The sequence below is a fragment of the Chitinophaga sedimenti genome (assembly GCF_023156195.1).
Lineage (GTDB): Bacteria > Bacteroidota > Bacteroidia > Chitinophagales > Chitinophagaceae > Chitinophaga > Chitinophaga sedimenti.
This window is the reverse complement of sequence record NZ_JAKUKA010000001.1, coordinates 877,452-893,638: the sequence shown is the minus strand read 5'-3', so window position 1 is coordinate 893,638 and position 16,187 is coordinate 877,452. Positions and strand designations below refer to the sequence as shown.

Annotated in this window: 18 protein-coding genes and 2 pseudogenes; 5 read left to right on the top strand and 15 right to left on the bottom strand. The window is 51.9% G+C overall.

All coding sequences use genetic code 11. The features are described 5' to 3' along the window. Positions 1-150 precede the first annotated feature (150 nt). Positions 151-450, top strand: a complete 300-nt coding sequence (locus tag MKQ70_RS05180) for an energy transducer TonB (protein ID WP_248068848.1) — start codon at positions 151-153, stop codon at positions 448-450. Between the two features lies 1 nt (position 451). Here MKQ70_RS05180 and MKQ70_RS05175 read toward each other — a convergent pair whose 3' ends face one another. From MKQ70_RS05175 to MKQ70_RS05165, 3 genes are read right to left on the bottom strand one after another with little or no spacing between them, the layout of a single operon-like run. After that, positions 452-1,210, bottom strand: coding sequence for a TIGR03915 family putative DNA repair protein (locus MKQ70_RS05175; protein WP_248068847.1), 759 nt, complete (start codon positions 1,208-1,210; stop codon positions 452-454). After that, the gene (locus MKQ70_RS05170; RefSeq protein WP_248068846.1) at positions 1,210-1,755 is read right to left on the bottom strand and encodes a radical SAM protein; all 546 of its coding nucleotides are present in this window, start codon (positions 1,753-1,755) and stop codon (positions 1,210-1,212) included. The genes MKQ70_RS05175 and MKQ70_RS05170 overlap by 1 nt, the downstream gene beginning before the upstream one ends. Next, positions 1,716-2,462, bottom strand: coding sequence for a putative DNA modification/repair radical SAM protein (locus tag MKQ70_RS05165; RefSeq protein ID WP_248068843.1), 747 nt, complete (start codon positions 2,460-2,462; stop codon positions 1,716-1,718). The genes MKQ70_RS05170 and MKQ70_RS05165 overlap by 40 nt, the downstream gene beginning before the upstream one ends. A 110-nt stretch (positions 2,463-2,572) precedes the next feature. On the opposite strand from MKQ70_RS05165, the gene MKQ70_RS05160 reads away from it, so the two are divergent. After that, positions 2,573-3,109, top strand: a complete 537-nt coding sequence (locus tag MKQ70_RS05160; RefSeq protein WP_248068841.1) for a DinB family protein — start codon at positions 2,573-2,575, stop codon at positions 3,107-3,109. Here the strand turns inward: MKQ70_RS05160 and eutC are convergent. From eutC to MKQ70_RS05120, 7 genes and pseudogenes are all read right to left on the bottom strand, one after another. Next, on the bottom strand, positions 3,092-3,859 hold the full coding sequence (eutC, locus tag MKQ70_RS05155) for an ethanolamine ammonia-lyase subunit EutC (RefSeq protein ID WP_248068839.1): 768 nt from the start codon (positions 3,857-3,859) through the stop codon (positions 3,092-3,094). The two genes, MKQ70_RS05160 and eutC, sit on opposite strands and share 18 nt — an antisense overlap. Beyond that, a pseudogene (locus MKQ70_RS05145) lies at positions 3,856-5,219 on the bottom strand (ethanolamine ammonia-lyase subunit EutB). The gene eutC and the pseudogene MKQ70_RS05145 overlap by 4 nt, the downstream one beginning before the upstream one ends. Positions 5,220-5,281: 62 nt before the next feature. Next, a pseudogene (eat, locus tag MKQ70_RS05140) lies at positions 5,282-6,570 on the bottom strand (ethanolamine permease). Positions 6,571-6,640: 70 nt separating this feature from the next. Then, positions 6,641-7,729 (bottom strand): phytase, encoded by a 1,089-nt coding sequence (locus tag MKQ70_RS05135; RefSeq protein ID WP_248068834.1) that lies wholly within the window; start codon positions 7,727-7,729, stop codon positions 6,641-6,643. A gap of 10 nt (positions 7,730-7,739) precedes the next feature. Continuing rightward, complete coding sequence (locus tag MKQ70_RS05130; RefSeq protein ID WP_248068832.1) at positions 7,740-8,747, bottom strand: TonB-dependent receptor domain-containing protein; 1,008 nt, start codon at positions 8,745-8,747, stop codon at positions 7,740-7,742. Next, a complete protein-coding gene (locus MKQ70_RS05125; RefSeq protein WP_248068829.1) occupies positions 8,726-9,784 on the bottom strand; it encodes a hypothetical protein in 1,059 nt (352 codons plus the stop codon). Before MKQ70_RS05125 ends, MKQ70_RS05130 begins: the two co-directional genes overlap by 22 nt. Beyond that, a complete protein-coding gene (locus MKQ70_RS05120; protein WP_248068827.1) occupies positions 9,729-10,553 on the bottom strand; it encodes a carboxypeptidase-like regulatory domain-containing protein in 825 nt (274 codons plus the stop codon). The genes MKQ70_RS05125 and MKQ70_RS05120 overlap by 56 nt, the downstream gene beginning before the upstream one ends. Before the next feature lie 394 nt (positions 10,554-10,947). Here MKQ70_RS05120 and MKQ70_RS05115 point away from each other — a divergent pair, with 394 nt between their 5' ends. Next, positions 10,948-11,418 (top strand): hypothetical protein, encoded by a 471-nt coding sequence (locus MKQ70_RS05115; protein WP_248068824.1) that lies wholly within the window; start codon positions 10,948-10,950, stop codon positions 11,416-11,418. 106 nt (positions 11,419-11,524) lie between these two features. Beyond that, complete coding sequence (locus MKQ70_RS05110) at positions 11,525-11,947, top strand: hypothetical protein (RefSeq protein WP_248068821.1); 423 nt, start codon at positions 11,525-11,527, stop codon at positions 11,945-11,947. A 3-nt stretch (positions 11,948-11,950) separates the two neighbouring features. Here the strand turns inward: MKQ70_RS05110 and MKQ70_RS05105 are convergent, their stop codons facing one another. Continuing rightward, positions 11,951-12,268, bottom strand: a complete 318-nt coding sequence (locus MKQ70_RS05105; protein WP_248068818.1) for a hypothetical protein — start codon at positions 12,266-12,268, stop codon at positions 11,951-11,953. 221 nt (positions 12,269-12,489) lie between these two features. Between MKQ70_RS05105 and MKQ70_RS05100 the strand changes: the two genes are divergently transcribed. Next, complete coding sequence (locus MKQ70_RS05100) at positions 12,490-13,476, top strand: carboxypeptidase-like regulatory domain-containing protein (RefSeq protein ID WP_248068815.1); 987 nt, start codon at positions 12,490-12,492, stop codon at positions 13,474-13,476. Positions 13,477-13,516: 40 nt separating this feature from the next. Here the strand turns inward: MKQ70_RS05100 and MKQ70_RS05095 are convergent, their stop codons facing one another. The 4 genes from MKQ70_RS05095 to MKQ70_RS05080 all read right to left on the bottom strand — a co-directional run bounded on the left by MKQ70_RS05095 (position 13,517) and on the right by MKQ70_RS05080 (position 16,033). Beyond that, complete coding sequence (locus tag MKQ70_RS05095; protein WP_248068812.1) at positions 13,517-14,044, bottom strand: hypothetical protein; 528 nt, start codon at positions 14,042-14,044, stop codon at positions 13,517-13,519. Further along, entirely contained in the window at positions 14,031-14,504 is a 474-nt protein-coding gene (locus tag MKQ70_RS05090) for an RNA polymerase sigma factor (protein WP_248068810.1), read from the bottom strand. Before MKQ70_RS05090 ends, MKQ70_RS05095 begins: the two co-directional genes overlap by 14 nt. Positions 14,505-14,645: 141 nt before the next feature. Continuing rightward, positions 14,646-15,116: a hypothetical protein gene (locus tag MKQ70_RS05085; protein ID WP_248068807.1), complete on the bottom strand. Its 471-nt coding sequence runs from the start codon at positions 15,114-15,116 to the stop codon at positions 14,646-14,648. Continuing rightward, entirely contained in the window at positions 15,113-16,033 is a 921-nt protein-coding gene (locus tag MKQ70_RS05080; RefSeq protein ID WP_248068804.1) for a DEAD/DEAH box helicase, read from the bottom strand. The genes MKQ70_RS05085 and MKQ70_RS05080 overlap by 4 nt, the downstream gene beginning before the upstream one ends. Between the last annotated feature and the right edge of the window lie 154 nt (positions 16,034-16,187).

Here is a 16,187-nt window from a genome sequence, read left to right as displayed (position 1 = left end):
CCGATATCTGCTGCTACTTCCTTTTTCTTTACCGCCTTATCTGCCTACAGCCAAAATCCCAAGGCTTCAAAGAAAGATACCACTTCCAAGGAGAGGAAGCCAAAGACATCAAACAAGGACACCACGTTAACATTCACATTCACGGAGAGGATGCCCTCTTTCCCCGGCGGAGAAGAAGCGTTAAACAAGTTCATCTGGAAAAACCTGCTTCTTCCGGATATGGACACCCGCTACTCCGCGCGGCTTAAATTTATTGTCCAGAGCGATGGTAACATTCGCAGGCAATCTATCACTATTGATGGACGGACGCCAGATACATCGAACGCCATGGACAAAGCCCTGCTGCAAATGATAGCGAAAATGCCACTATGGATTCCTGCCAAACAGGGTGGCCATGCCGTTCATTGTTATACAGCTATTCCCATTTTGTGCATCATGCCACAAAAATAATCTACAGCCACTTCTCCGTCAGCCTGCGCCAGTAACGCTTCGGCACATGCCGCAGATGTAACTTCATATTCTTTCTTGCGCCGATATTCACATGTTTGAAGTATTCCTTCCACAAGTCCCGGTATAACTGTTCGCCTTCGTGAAAGATACCACCCGTATCCGACGACTCCTGCAAGTCTATCGTTACTTCCGTCACCGTTTCCAGGTCATAGTAAATACCGTACCCGCGCTTCATATCGTAAATCAGCCACCGCTGGTCGGCATAGCGATGTTGAAAATGGTCAGCAATCAATGGCAGCACGTTGAAATCCGGCTCCACCATGGCGTAATACAACTCATCTCCTGTTCGTTGAAACCGCACAAACGCCTTCATCCGATGCCGTTCCCGGTCTACCGACTTTGCCACCTGCGTTACGCGCAGCACTTCGGCCTGTCCGTAAGCCCGGTGCGGATCTTTTACCCCGGAGAAATAGAATCGTACACATGCCAGGATCACCATTTCGATACCGGGCGTCCCTGATAAATAACAGCAGTATAATTGCCGGCATGCATCAGCCGGCACTTTCCCCTGCAACCCTTTCCATACACGGGCCGCTTTAGCGGCGTCCGTCGGAACATCTACCTCACTGGCAAATGCATCGCGTTGAGCGGCATGATCCTGCGCACGGATGCCCGCCACCTGCGCACGTCGTTCATATACTTCGAACACAACGGTCAGCAGTCCTGGCCAGCTGCCATCGTATACCATCACTATTTCCATCAAAATAAACTCCCCTGTTGCACCGCCCCACGCTGGTACTTGCTTTTGGATTCATTCAATATAAATTGCCGGATCTGCTCCTGCGGTCTGTCGCGGTGATGCTGCTCGCCCGCACAGGAAATGAAGTAACGCGCCCTGTTCACAGCGACACCGATCTTCTTCAACTGCTCCCATCCCAGCCGACCAAAGCCCCGCGCCTTCACAATCTTTTGGGCCGATTGCACCCCAATCCCCGGCACGCGTAAGATTAACTGCAGATCGTCTTTATTGATATCTATCGGAAACACCTGCAAATTTCGCAACGCCCAGCTAAGCTTGGGATCAATTTCGGTTTCCAATTGCGGATGCTCGTCGTTCAATAACTCCCGCACATCGAAACCGTAAAACCGCATGAGCCAGTCCGCCTGGTACAACCGGTTCTCCCGCACCAGCGGCACCCGGCTTTGCATATCGGGCAGGCGACTGTCCGCACTCACCGGTACGTACCCCGAGTAATACACGCGCTTCAGGCTAAAACCCTTATAGAACTGATGCGCGGTGTACATAATGTCTTTGTCCGATTCCCCGTAGCCCCGATGATCATCTGGGTGCTTTGTCCCGCCGGGGCAAACAATGGCGCATGCCGCAAAGTTTTACGTTCGTCCTCTGCTTTTACGATCGCGCCTTTGAGGTAATTCATCGGGCCGATCATATCCTTGCGGTCTTTCTCCGGCGCCAATAATTTCAAGCCCTGCTCAGTAGGAATTTCAATATTTACGCTCAGCCTGTCTGCATATAGTCCCGCTTCCTGCATTAACTCGTCGCTGGCGCCGGGAATTGACTTTAGATGGATGTAACCATTAAACTTGTGCTCTGTGCGCAGCTTTTTTGCAACACGCACCAGTCGCTCCATTGTATAATCCGCATTCTTGAAAATTCCAGAGCTGAGGAACAACCCTTCAATATAATTGCGGCGGTAGAAGTTGATGGTCAGGTCTACCACCTCCTGCACGGTGAACGCCACACGTTTAATATCGTTGCTCCTGCGGGTTACACAATAGGCACAATCATAAATACAGAAATTGGTTAACAGGATCTTCAACAGGGATACACAGCGACCGTCTTCTGTGTACGTATGGCAAATGCCACTGCCATAAGCATCTCCCAAACCCTTATTGTCATTCTTGCGCTTGCTGCCGCTGGACGAACACGACACATCGTATTTGGCGGCGTCGGCAAGTATTTTCAGTTTCTCACTAATTGCATCCGACATACTACTAAATTACTAATTTTTTTAGCAAAACAATTCCTTTTGCTAAAATTTTTCTCCTAACATACTGCTGTCACCTGCTACATTTTTCTTTGTCGTATAAATCATATATTATGCTGCAAACGTTACAAATCCTCCCCGAAACGAGCATGGGCGCTATGTTGCGCGACTATGCCGCTTTTAATGAATGGGCTACGAAACGCCTGATCGTTTGGTTAAAAGGCAAACCGGCCTCTATCGTGGAGGCGCACGTCAATTCCAGCTTCTACAGCCTCCGCAATACGCTGCTCCACATCTGGGCTACGGAGGCACACTGGTTTTCGTGGATGGTAGCGGGGCGGGAATGTGTGAATATCCAGCAAACATTTGACGGTTCGTTGGAAGAACTATATGACGGGGTATTAGAGCAGGCCGAGGTATTGAACGAATATGTGCAGTCGGTCGATGATGATACGCTGGCAGCGCATTGCCATATTTCAGAATCATATGGTATGACGCCGGCGCGGCCAAGAGCCCAGTTGTTGCTGCACACGTTGCTTCATAGTATGTATCATCGCGGACAGCTTACGTCGATGGGGCACCAGGTGGGGTTGCATGATGCGCCGATGACAGACTACCTGTTTTTTGTGCTGTTAGGAAAGCATCAGTGAGTCGTGATCGTCTTTTAATTGCACGCCCGATAATTGCAGACGGAAGGCCTCTTTCAGCAGATAAACCGTTTTCTGCGCTGCCTTTTCCGGTACAAGCCCGCCGGGACGGATATTGGATATACAATTGCGGCTATCATCTGTAAGCCCCGGTGTTGGGCCAAACGTAAGATACATTCCCATACTATCCGCCGAACTCAACCCGGGCCGCTCGCCAACCAACACCACTACCGCTTTTGCCCGTTGCAATGCCCCCACTTCGTCGCCCACCGCGACCCTGCCCTGCTGTACCAGGTTGATATCGCCTATAGAAAAGCCCGCAGCGACCAGCAGCGGGATCAAATACGTCATCATGGGAATGGCCTGATCATTCACCGCCGTGGCCGACAATCCATCGGTAATCACAAAGCACACATCCTTATCTAAGCTGCCGCCCGACAGGGCTTCGAGCGCATGTTTATCGAGCCGCCGGCCTTTGTCCGGGCGTTGCAGGTATTCAAAACGGTCGCGGGCCTGGCTGTGTAACAGGTTCACCCGCCCGAAACGTCGCAACGTATTCGTCAGCAAATCGACATCCATGCCGGAGTAAACGGCATCGCGGGCGTTGGCATGGGCCAGGCGGAAGTTCAGTACTTCCTTCAGGGGTACGGCGTGACCTGTTCGCCCCAGCGCAATCCTGGCACTGGTAAAGGCTTTCAGCGCTTCCCAGGGATCTGCCTGTACGGGCGAGTGGTATTTAGATAGCTCATTCATGTCCACGGTTGTAGAAGTTTGTGTTCCTGTTGCACCGGCAGCAATTCTCCCTGGTCATTGATGACACCCTGTTGCTGCAACCATATCTCAAACTCGGGTGCAGGCCGCAATCCCAGTACGTTCCGGAGGTACAGCGCGTCGTGAAAGGAAGTAGACTGGTAGTTCAGCATAATATCATCTGCCCCGGGCACGCCCATAATGTAATTGCAACCTGCCACGCCCAGTAGAGTAAGCAGGTTGTCCATATCATCCTGGTCGGCTTCGGCGTGGTTAGTGTAACAAACGTCTACCCCATCGGTAAGCCCAGCAGCTTTCCGCAGCAATGATCTTCGAGGGCGGCGCGGATGATCTGCCGGCCATCGAACAGGTACTCGGGGCCAATGAAGCCTACAACGGTATTCACCAGTAATGGATTGAACTTACGGGCGACCGCGTATGCGCGGGTTTCACAGGTTTGCTGATCCACGCCTTCGTTCGCGTTGGCTGAGAGTGCGCTTCCCTGGCCGGTTTCAAAGTACATTACATTTTGTCCGCGCCTGAGCGACAACGCCGCCTCATGTGCCTCCTGCAACACAGCCAGGTTAACACCGAAGCTGCTGTTCGTTTTTTCAGTGCCGCCAATCGACTGGAAAACCAGGTCTACCGGGGCCTGCCGCATCACCTGCATGGCGGTGGTGACATGACAGAGTACGCAGGATTGCGTAGGAATATCAAAACGTTCTATCAGTTCCGCGAGCATGTTCAGCAAAGTGATGGTGGCAGCAGGGCTATCAGTTGCCGGATTGATGCCGATGACCGCATCGCCGGCACCATATAATAACCCATCGATGATGCTCGCCGCAATGCCCCGCGGATCATCGGTGGCGTGGTTGGGTTGCAAGCGAACCGCCAGGCGGCCTTTCAGCCCGAGCGTATTGCGAAAGCGGGTTACTACTTCACATTTTTTAGCAACGGCGATGAGATCCTGGTTACGCATTAATTTGGACACTGCCGCGATCATTTCCGGGGTGAAGCCAGGTGCGAGTTTTTGCAGGGTAAGTGTGTCCGCATCGTTGCCCAGCAGCCAGTCGCGCAGCTCTCCGACAGTGAAGTGTGCGATAGGCGCGAAGGCAGCGGCATCGTGCGTATCAATTATGAGGCGGGTAACTTCATCCGTTTCGTACGGGATGATCGTTTGTTGCAGGAAGTGGCGGAGTGGCACATCCGCGAGGACTATTTGCGCAGCTACCCTTTCTTCTGCGGACGCGGCGGCCAGGCCGGACAACACATCGCCGGAGCGGTGCGGCGAGGCTTTGGCGAGCAGCGTTTTGAGATCGCCGAACTGGTAGCGGTGTTGTCGTATGGTAGTTTGATAAGCCATATTCATTAGCGTGTTGCCGTTGAAGTGAGTGACACCACTGCGGCTGGGAAGAAAATCAAAAGCTAAGCCCTGTTTATATCTAACACCTGGTCTGCGCTTTCGCGAAGATGCTTGCGGGAAAGCAGAAAAACAATCAATACGACCACTAATCCGCCGATAAATATGAGGCCCAGCCAGGGATTATAAAATACGATCGCAAACAAGGCGACTATAGACAGTACTAAAGCAATGCCCGGAAACCATGGATACCATGGCACTTTATATGGCCGCAGCAATCCTGGCTCCCGTTTTCGCAGTACGAACAGGCTGATCATACTAAGGATGTACATCACCACAGCACCCAGTACAGAAAGTATCACCAGCTGGTCGGTGCGGCCGAAAAATAACGCGACGATACCCACCACAGCACCTAACAACAATGCAGGCGCCGGTGTTTGGCGTTTACGGCTTACGCTGGCGAGTCCTTTAGGCAAATAATCCGCGCGGGCAAGGGCGTACAGCTGCCTTGAATATCCTAATATAATGCCGTTCAGCGATGCGATAAGTCCGAATAACCCAATCCCCGCAAAGAATTTCGTCGCCCCGCTGTCCTTACCCAACACCAACCCCACCGATTCGGGTAACGGATAATCGATATTCGCCAGCAACCGCCAGTCCGTAATACCGCCCGTTAATACCATCACCCCGATCGCCAGCAGCATCAGGGTGAGAATGCCCGAAATATACCCCTGGGAATATTGCGCGCCGGATCCTTTACTTCCTCGGCCACCATGGCTACTCCCTCGATACAAACGTACAGCCACATGGCAAATGGCAACGCAGCGAAAACACCTTTCCAGCCAAATGGCATTGGATGTTGAAGGAAATTACCCATCTTGAAAGACGGCGCCACGATACCCATATAAATCAGCAATTCCGCTACTGCCAGCAACGTGATCACCAATGCGAAGGTGGCCGATTCCTTAATGCCGGCGAGGTTCAACAGGGTCAACGCCACGTAAAACCCAATACCTGTCCACATCACCGGCAACGCCGGATACAGGAAATGCATGTAATTACCCAACGCCAGTGCAATAGCGGGTGTTGCCAGCACAAATTCGACCAGGGTGGCGTATCCTGCAATTGCTCCGCCCAAAGGACCAAGCGCTTTATAGGAATAAGCGAACGGACCACCGGCATGTGGCACCGCGGTTGTTAATTCTGTAAAACTAAAGATGAAAGTGACGTACAGCAGGGTGATGATGAGCGTGGCGATAAGGAACCCCACGGTGCCGGCGACTCCCCAGCCATAGTTCCAGCCAAAGTATTCGCCGGATATGACAAGGCCAACGGCAATGGCCCACAAATGCATAGGACGTATGGCTTTCTTTAGGCCGATCTGAGTTTCCGCCATTGAGATATTTGGTTGATGTGTTGTTAATTTACTCAAATCCCTTTAAAAACAAAAGGCAGAAGCTGTGTGCTTCTGCCTTCCCGTTATTTTTCTGCGCGTCGATTCGCTGTTGGATGTCGCGCCAGTCGTAGTAATGAAACACTTTGCCGTTGCTCATCGCCACAAACATTCCTTTCGGAAATCTGGGACCGAGCGGCAGCGACGTTACGTCGGAACCATCGCTTTCGTCGGTAGCAACCGGGATGGTAGCCACTTTCACGTTTTTGCCTTCGCGCGTAAACACTTCGAACGTATTGTTCTGCTGATTCGATACGAGGATATAACCGGTGCTGTCGCTCGTTTTGTAAATAGAAATCCCTTCGTGGTCGGAAGCGAATCCCTCTTTTGCGAACATACCCAGCTCCCGGTCGTTACCGGGATTGGCGTAATACTTACGTACACCCTGGGTTTCGTCGGAGTAGTATACGAAGCCGAGTTCATTGTCTACAGCAATAGCCTCAATCTCCTTTTTGCCGCTGTAGGCGCCGAATTTGCGTACCAGGTTTGCCCTGATCGTACCATTGCCAGCGTCTTCCAACCGATACTGCCACAGATAACCCTGTGCAGGACCGGATTTGCGGCCAACGATCGCAAACATGGCCGAGTCGGAAGGACGGGTATAAACAGCAATTCCCATTGGATCGCGGTCTTTTTCGCCTTCGAATACCGGGATGCCGCCATTATCGAGCGGCTTCAGGTCGGGCAGGCTGAAGATGCGGATTTTATTGGCTTCGCGCTCTGTTACCACGGCAATATCTACCGGCACGCCATTCAACATAAATCCGTAAGTAAGATCTACGTTGTTAGGACGTTTCAGGGGAACGCTGTGCTGTATTTTACCATCGAGATTAAACGTATACAGTCCGCCGTTCGTGTTCTTATCGGTGCCCACCACCAGGCTGTGCGCGGTATCCGCGCTGTTGATCCAGATCGCCGGATCGTCGGTATCGAATTTTGTAGGCGCCGTGACCACTACCGGTTTAATTGCATCTGCATGTACCGGCAGTTTCTTTTCGCCGCAGGCCGCCAGCGCCAGCGTGGCGAGGCAGGCTGCGTGCTTGAATTGTATGCTAAACATTCAGTTGATATTATAAGTCAAATTTCACCCCGAAGTTGTAACGGGGGCGATAGTACTCATCCTGCATGGTGCGGGAAGAAATACCCCGGTAATAACGCAGTGCCTGATTGGTCAGATTATTCGCTTCCGCGAAAATACGCCAGTGATTGGCAATTTTGTAAGATGCGTTTGCGTCGAGAAAAAATTGTTTATCGTAGTATCGGTCGCTGAAGTCATCGCCACCCAGTTCGTCGAGGTAAGCGGCGGCGTAGTTGCCGGAAACACGCGCGGTGAAGCGTTTGTTCTCGAACGACAGGGATACGTTGAACATATGCGGCGCAGTGCCTGGCAGGGTGACGTTGGTACGTTTATCACCGTCTGCATTGTATACTCCGTCTGCTTTAGATTTCGTGTAAGTATAGTTGGCGTACACACCCAAACCTTTCAGCGCGCCTGGCAGGAAGTCGAGCTGACGTTGCAGCGCTACTTCAAAGCCATATACTTTTACATTATCGCCGTTACGGGATTGTTTGTACACCCAGTTGTCACCCGCAGGGATCGGGTTGGCCAGATCGGGGTATTCGGCCGCATATTTAGCGGTCGTGTACTGCTGATCGCGGTATACGTAGATAAAGTCTTTAACGTTTTTGTAGAACACGCCACCGGAAAGAATACCTACAGATTTGAAATAGTATTCGCCCATCACGTCGAAGTTCCACGCGTAAGCCGCTTTCAGGTTGGGGTTACCGGCAGACAATTCCTCATCATCGGCCACGGTGCTTACATACGGCGCAAGGTCGTAGTAGTTAGGACGGGCGATAGCCGTAGTAGCTGCGGCGCGCAGCACAAGATCATCGTTCACATTATACTTGAAAGTCAGGCCTGGCAGCACGTTCAGGTAGCTGTTGGTAATCGTGCGTTCACCTGCGAAGTCTTCTTCGTTTTCTACCACGTTCCCGGTGTAATCAATGCTGGTGTTTTCGAAACGAACACCTGCGATCATAGACAGGTTGCTGGTCAGGTCCTGGTCGAAACGCACGTAACCGGCGGTGATGGTTTCTTTTGCCTTAAAGTTAACAGCCGGTATTCCTTCGGTTCGTCTTTTTGCTCGAACAGTGTACCATCATTAAGTTTCAGGCTACCGAGATACTCTTTCCTGATGAAAGCACCGCGGTTGTCATATTTGGCGCCCGGCTCGTAGCGGCTGTTGATAGCGAAAGAAGTCGCTGCGCTGCCAAAGGCCGGCAGTTCATTCAACGGCTCGTATTCGAAATAGTTGTTCTCACGTTTTTTATCTTTCAGGCGCAGGCGTGCACCGAAGCGCAGGCGGCCTTTCTGGCCGGGAACCATTGACAATGGTACGCGGAAGTTGAGTTTCAGTCCCAATTCATTTTCGCGGGTAAAATCGTGGTTCTCTGAAATAGCATTCAGGGAATAATCCGCATTGGCTGCACCGGGCGCGCTGGCCATCGGGAAGCGTGGATTAGCCAGGTCCAGCGTCAGGGGCTGGTCTTCGAGTTCATATTCTACGTAACGTTCGTTCGGACGGTCTTCTTTCGCGGTAGAGAAAGCTGCAGCCCAGTCCATGTTTACTTTGCTGCCCAGCAGGTGCTCGCCTCGCAGGGAGTAGTTTTGTACGCGCTGATCTTCAAGCCTGCGACCTTTGTTGCGATTATTTTCGATACCCCCTTTGGTTTCGCGGGTAACAGTGCCGGTATAACCGGTGATGTTCCCGTTCGCGTCGTAGGCAGGCTCAATGTCCTTATAACGCAGGCGGAACCGGTTTTCGCGGTCATCACGCCAGTTATACATAGCGTTGGCGAAGATCACGTTGCGGGCGTTGAACTGGTAATCCAGCGCCAGCGAGCCGCTGCGGCGAATACGTTGTACGTTATAGGTACGTACTTCCGCTTCTTCCACCCAGGTATTACCGGCATCGTCTTTTGCCCAGGTAGCCTCCATATCGTCGGAGCCGTAGTCGTTATTATTGTAAGATGCGCTTAATACAGCTCCCAGTTTATTATTCAAGAAACGGTTGCCCAGTACCAGGGGAACCGGTGTACAACGCTTTTTCACGGATCGGGTTGTAACCGCCGGACAGCGTTGCAGAAACACGCGGACCGGTCGGCGCCGCGCGCGTTACCAGGTTTACGGAACCGCCGATCGCATCAGCGTCCATATCCGGTGTGAGGGTTTTATTTACCTCGATGGTCTGTACCATGTCTGAAGGGATCAGGTCCATCTGCACACGGCGGTTATCACCTTCGGCAGAAGGGATACGGTCGCCATTAAGCGTCACGGAATTCAGCTCCGGCGCAAGACCGCGAATGATAATGTTACGGGCTTCACCCTGGTCGTTCTGCATCGTAACACCGGGAATACGTTTAATGGCGTCGCCGATGTTGGCGTCCGGGAAGCGGCCGATCTGGTCGGCAGACACGATGTTGGTAATATTGGGTTTGTTCTTTTGCTGGTTCAGGGCCTTCGCCTGGCCACGAAGACGGTCGCCCATTACCACTACCTCTTTACCGGAAACGCCGCCGCTTTCGAGGGCGATTTTCACGGAGGCAGCTTCATTGGCTTTTACCGATACTGATTGCGACGCGGTCTGATAACCGAGGTACGTAACAGTCAGCGTGTAGTCGCCTACAGGCACTTTCAGGAACTCGAACTTACCGAACTGGTTGGATATGGTGTAATGGTTGCCTGGGGTTAACTTCAGTGTGGCGCCCGGGAGCGACAGGTGCTGTCCCTTATCGGTAACCGTACCGGTTACCGGGCCAATCTGGGCAAAGGCGCTGACGCTGCAAATGAACATCAACACGAAGAGTAAAAGTTTGCGCATATCAGGAGAATATAGTTTGAGGTGCAAGATTAGCTACTGCAGACCTATCCCCCAACGAAAAACATTAAGTAAACATTAAGAATTTGTTTCCGAATTATTAACGCTACTGCTGATATGCTGCAATAATGCAGCCCTGTGGCCTAATATTGCGGGATTGCCATTCATTACTGTTATACCCCCTGATCAGCGCTTAAGACATCACTCAATCACACTAACCTGCCTCCGTTTCATGAATTTCAGGATACGACAATGTAATAAACTACAGCACCTATATCAGCTCAGAGACCCGCAACTAAGGGAGCAACTCCACGACAAACTGATTCCCAATGCACAGGCCTTTCTGCCGCCCGTTCCTTTTGGAAAACTGCTCATACAACGAGTAAGCCTGTCAAATATGATGTTCTGGCATTTCGACCTTACCGTGGAACAGACCACGCAATTTGAATTTTACCCGGATGTTCCGGCCACCTCTTTTCACTATATGCTGGAGAATAATATGAAGTTCGAACTGCATGGCTATACGCATACCTTCCGGCAGGGAGAAACCTCGTTGTTGTACCTGCGGAACATCAATTACGAGATTACCTTATCACCCGGGCATTATACATTCGTACAGATCGACCCCTCTTTTATCGTATGGCAGCAATTGTTCGAATCGTACCCGCGCATCAGGCCGGAAGTGGACGCGGCCCAGCAAACCATGGGGGCATTTCTGCAAGTGGGGCCCTGCGTCATCGGGGAAGATGAAATCAGCCTGATCCGGCAAATCAGCACCGAACCCTCCACCCGCGGACGCAGCGCGTTACAGCATGCATCCGTAAATTTGATCCGCCTCTTCTTTGAAAAATGTGGTGCGACAACGTGAAACTAATATGTTACAATAACATACCGTTAACCATTGGAAGTAATAAATAGTTTAATTTGTTATGGTTATTACCTAAGCATTCGAGAGCCATCAATTCAGACCATTTATGACCACAATTTCTTCAGGCACAGATACCTTCATTTTTCATCATGATCAAAAGGGCGGAGTTGACTTCAATGCAGTGTGCCGCAGCGTGGCGCAACAGATGAAACTGCCGGAAGCGTTTATCTGCTACATGTTATTTGAGAAGTTGTACCGGCTGGGCCCACGTCAGGCGATTAGTTTTTTAATAGACAGCGCACTGGTGCGTTACCTGTATAACAACAGGGGTAAGTTCGAGCTGGAGCCTACGGGCGATCATATTACGGTGAATTTTCTCGATGGCACTACCCTTGGCGGTGAAGACGCCGACATGACCTGGCAGACCTTTTTCGAGTTGGGGTATATCGACTGTAGCCGCGAACAGCTGGCAAGGGTGAACAAAGCCCTTTCCGAGGAGCTGTTCGAGGTCGTTGGTCGTTTATCGTAGTGGTTATCTGGCGGCTGGCTTCGCCTTCTTTTTAGCGGCCGCTTTCTTTGCCACTTTCGGCTTTGCAGTTACTTTAGCTTTTGCTTTGGGTGCGTTCACTGCTTTTTCAGCTTTGGGCGCTTTTTCAGCCGGGGCTGCCTTTTCCTTTTTAGGCTTTTCGGTTTTCTGCGCTTTTTCGTCGTGCATCCCTTCGGTAAACAGCTTAGCGGCTTTTTCAATGCGTTTGGCGAACTTCTTCTCTCCCAATTCTTCCTTCCATCCTGTTAATGCGGTTTCGAGTAATGAGGCTACCTTTTTACGGGTTTCTTTGTTATCAGACATATCTTAGCTTGTTTACAATTTGATAATATAAAATTAACACTAATGCGGCTCATCCAATGTTAAGTTTTTGGATGGGACTGGTTCTAAAACAGCTTTTGTCGACCAACGCCATTCGTCCCCCTTTTTACTGCTTGTACATGTACTCTCCATGCATCTGTCGCCGGCCCTGAATATTGCCCAGCCGCCGTATTACCTTGCAACTCCAAAATACAAGCTATGAAATGCAAACACTTACTGATGGCCATGTTGCTGTTAACCGCCTGTTCAAAAACGAAGACAAGAAGGACCCTGCCGGCGGCGGCGGCGCCGTCTGGGGCCAGCAACCACCCCTTCCCGTTGTAAACGGCAATACTACCTTTAGCCTTAACGGCGACCAGTTCGCCATCAACGTAATGGGGAACGACCAACCCAGGATGCCCGTTTTCCCCAAATTGGACGTCAAAAAAGGATACGCCCGGGGGTATGTGGCCGACCTTAGCGGCAAACCGCTGAAAGGGGCTTATATCGGTGTGCGCGGCACACTGGTAGGCGGCAGTTACTCGGGGGCTACTGCCGAAACAGATGATAATGGATATTACGAAATGGAGTTGCCAACCGGCACCTGCCACTATTTTGCGGCCGGCTACACGATCGATTATGGCGCAGGACGCGCCACTGTATCCCTTCTGCCCTCGGATGAGAGCATTGCTACCTTTCCTTCTGCGGATGGCAAAGTGAGGAACTTTGTGATGACTTCTTACGGTATAGGCAACCGCGATGAGGTCGCCCAGCAACCCGGCAACTCCGCTAACTACTTCGGCGGCGCCATCCACTTCGATTACCAGTTGAACTACGAGGGAGAAATTCCCGTACCGAACTACCTGCCCTATAACGGAGAAATTGAGATTACGCTGACGCCCGACGGCCCCGGACTGTTCGGCGAAACAAAAAGTTTTACGATTTCCAAAAAGATAGGTGTGGCGCTTTTTTCGGTGGTGAATATACCGGTTGGCAAGTACACGATTACTGCTAAATTGAAAGATAACCGCAACCTGAAAATAACGGAAACGGGTACGTATGCCGGCTCTTACGAACATTGGGGCCTGATGCCCAGAACAGCTACCGGCAATGCGAAACTGATGTTCATACCAGTATGGCAGGTGGATAAAACGAAAGTAAGTTACTATCACGGTAACTGGCAAACGTTAAACCTGAAGCTGGAACTCTGATGATATTAAAAGGCCCTCTACCCACAGAGGGCCTTTTCTTTTATACAGACATTTCTTTTAACGCTACACTGACCTTTTTTACCCGCCCCGCCCAAATGCGACCCAACAGGAAGAGTTGCACGAAGACCACCGCTACGATACCTGCCAGCATCCAGTATTTCGTGGCAGTAAACGTAATAGCCGAAGCAAAGAACCACAGCAACACCCCAATCGCCAGCGCCCGGCAGCCCACTGAAATTATCCCGAACACGCGCAGCTTTTCCGCGTAACGCGCCAGCGAGGCCCGCAGGTCGGGGCCGTTAACGAGGTTGCGGGCGGCCAGGTAGCCGGTAACGTTATGTACCAACATCAGCAAAAAGGCGGCTACCAGCAGGATATTCAGGTACAAAGGTTTAGTATCGCCATCGAACGCATCGCGGAATACGGCGATAAAAACGACCCAGGCAACAGCTTCTATGAGCAATTGTCTTTTGATTTGCCGCGCCACAGGGGGCTGCTGTTTAAAGGCCGGAGCCTGCCTGGGCAGGCCGCTTGCCGCGTCGTTCCAGGCGGATTTAAATTCGTCCATTGAGAAGGTTTTTAAGTTTTGTTTTTATTCTGTTCAGTTTAACGCCTACGTTATTTTCAGAAATACCGGTCACCGCGGCGATTTCCTGGTAACTCAGGTCTTCGAGGTATAGCATCATGAGCGCTTTTTCTCCATCTGGCAACTGCCGCAACGCCCGCCAGAATAACTCCCGGCGGTGCTCCTGTTCGTCATTCGTCACATCGGCGGGCCTGTCCGGCATCTCGCCTGGATAACGAAGGTCGGGCCGCTTCCGGCGAAAAGCTGCCAGCGCGGTGTTAAGCGCAATACGGTAAATCCAGGTCGTTGGCGCGGCTTCGTGGCGGTAGTTCGGGTAGGCACGCCACAGCTGGTACGCGATTTCCTGGAAAAGGTCTTCGCGATCGGCAGGTGTGTCGCGGTAAAGGCGACATACCTTATGAATGATTCCCTGAAATTCCGCTAACAGTTGTTCAAATTCCATATCGGTTAAAAAGTTATATTATTAGTTGCGGAAGGAGGGAAAAACTTACAGGGCGGGGAAAATATTTCCGGGGAGTAGCGTGTAAAAGCTCGGGGCATTAAAAGAAAATGCCGGCAACTGGATGTGCCGGCATGATATCATTTATTCCTGTGGTTGTTTTTGTTCCTGTCCACCTTCGGGACGTTCGGGCCTTGGCCCTCCTTCTCTCCGGCGGTTATTGTTGTTGCGGCGGTGCTTGTTCGCGTTTTCACCCTGTGGCTGGCCTTCGCCGCCTTCGGGCCGTGGACGCTGCCCACCTTCTACATTAGCACCCTCCGGACGTGGACCGTGCGGGCGATTGCCGTTACGCTGCCCATGCGGGCGATTGCCCTGGCGCTGGCCGCCTTCTCCATTGCCGCCTTCCGGACGCGGGCCCTGGGGCCTGTTGCCCTGGCGCTGGCCGCCACCCTGGTGCCTGCCGCCGCCTTTGCCGCCGCGGCCAGAGCTGCGCTTGCCTGATCCCGCTCCATATTCCGGCGTAGGGCCATATTTCTCCGGCACCTGCGCCTTCGGCACTTCGCGGCCAATCAGCTGCTCGATGCGGCGAAACTTACCCTGCTCCTTCGGGCTCACAAATGTATAAGCTGTGCCTTCGGCCGCTGCGCGGCAGTACGACCAATACGGTGTACATAGTCCTCTCCATCGTTCGGCACATCATAGTTGATGACCAGGTCAATATCTTCAATATCGATACCGCGGCTCAGGATGTCCGTCGCTACAAGGATCTTTAATTTTTTACTGCGGAAGTCCATCAGCACCTGCTCGCGTGCGTCCTGTTCCAGGTCGGAGTGAATCTGCTCTACCGACAGTTTGGCCCGTTTCAGTTCAGCACACAGCTGCTTTACGTTCTGTTTGCGCGAACAGAAGACCACCACGCTGGTGAAATCGCGCTCGCGCAGGATTTCCTTGATTAGCGGGGCTTTCTGTTCTTCAAACACGATAAAGGCTTCCTGGCGGATCTTTTCAGGCGGCTTGCTGATCGCAATGTTAACCTGTACCGGATCATGCAGAATAGACATCGCCAGTTTGCGCATCCTGTCCGGCATAGTAGCGGAAAAGAGCAGGTTCTGGCGCTTCTTCGGCAGGTAGGAAATGATTTTCACGATATCGTCGTGGAATCCCATGTCCAGCATGCGGTCTGCCTCGTCCAATACCGGGTAGCGCAGGGCGTCTACCTTCACATAACCCATGTTCAGGTGGGCGATCATACGGCCAGGCGTACAAATTACCATGTCCACGCCGGAAGCGAGGGCCTTCTTCTCAATCGCGAAGTTGGCGCCGCTGCTGCCGCCGTAAACGGCTATAGAGCTGATATTCGTGAAGTAAGAAATACCTTCCAGCGTCTGCGAGATCTGCACCGCCAGCTCCCTCGTAGGCACAATCACCATGGAGTTGATCTTATGCGGATCGTGATCTTCGGTCAGCAGCTTATGCATAACGGGAAGCAGGAACGCAGCGGTTTTACCGGTGCCGGTTTGCGCGCAGGCCATAATGTCCCGGCCTTCTATGATGGGGGTATTACTTGCTCCTGTATAGGGGTTGCTTTTTCATATCGCATGGCCTCTATGCCATCCAGCAACCTGTCATCAAAACCAAATTCTGTAAATTCAAAATAATCCGTATTAATTAGAGAACATTCTCACA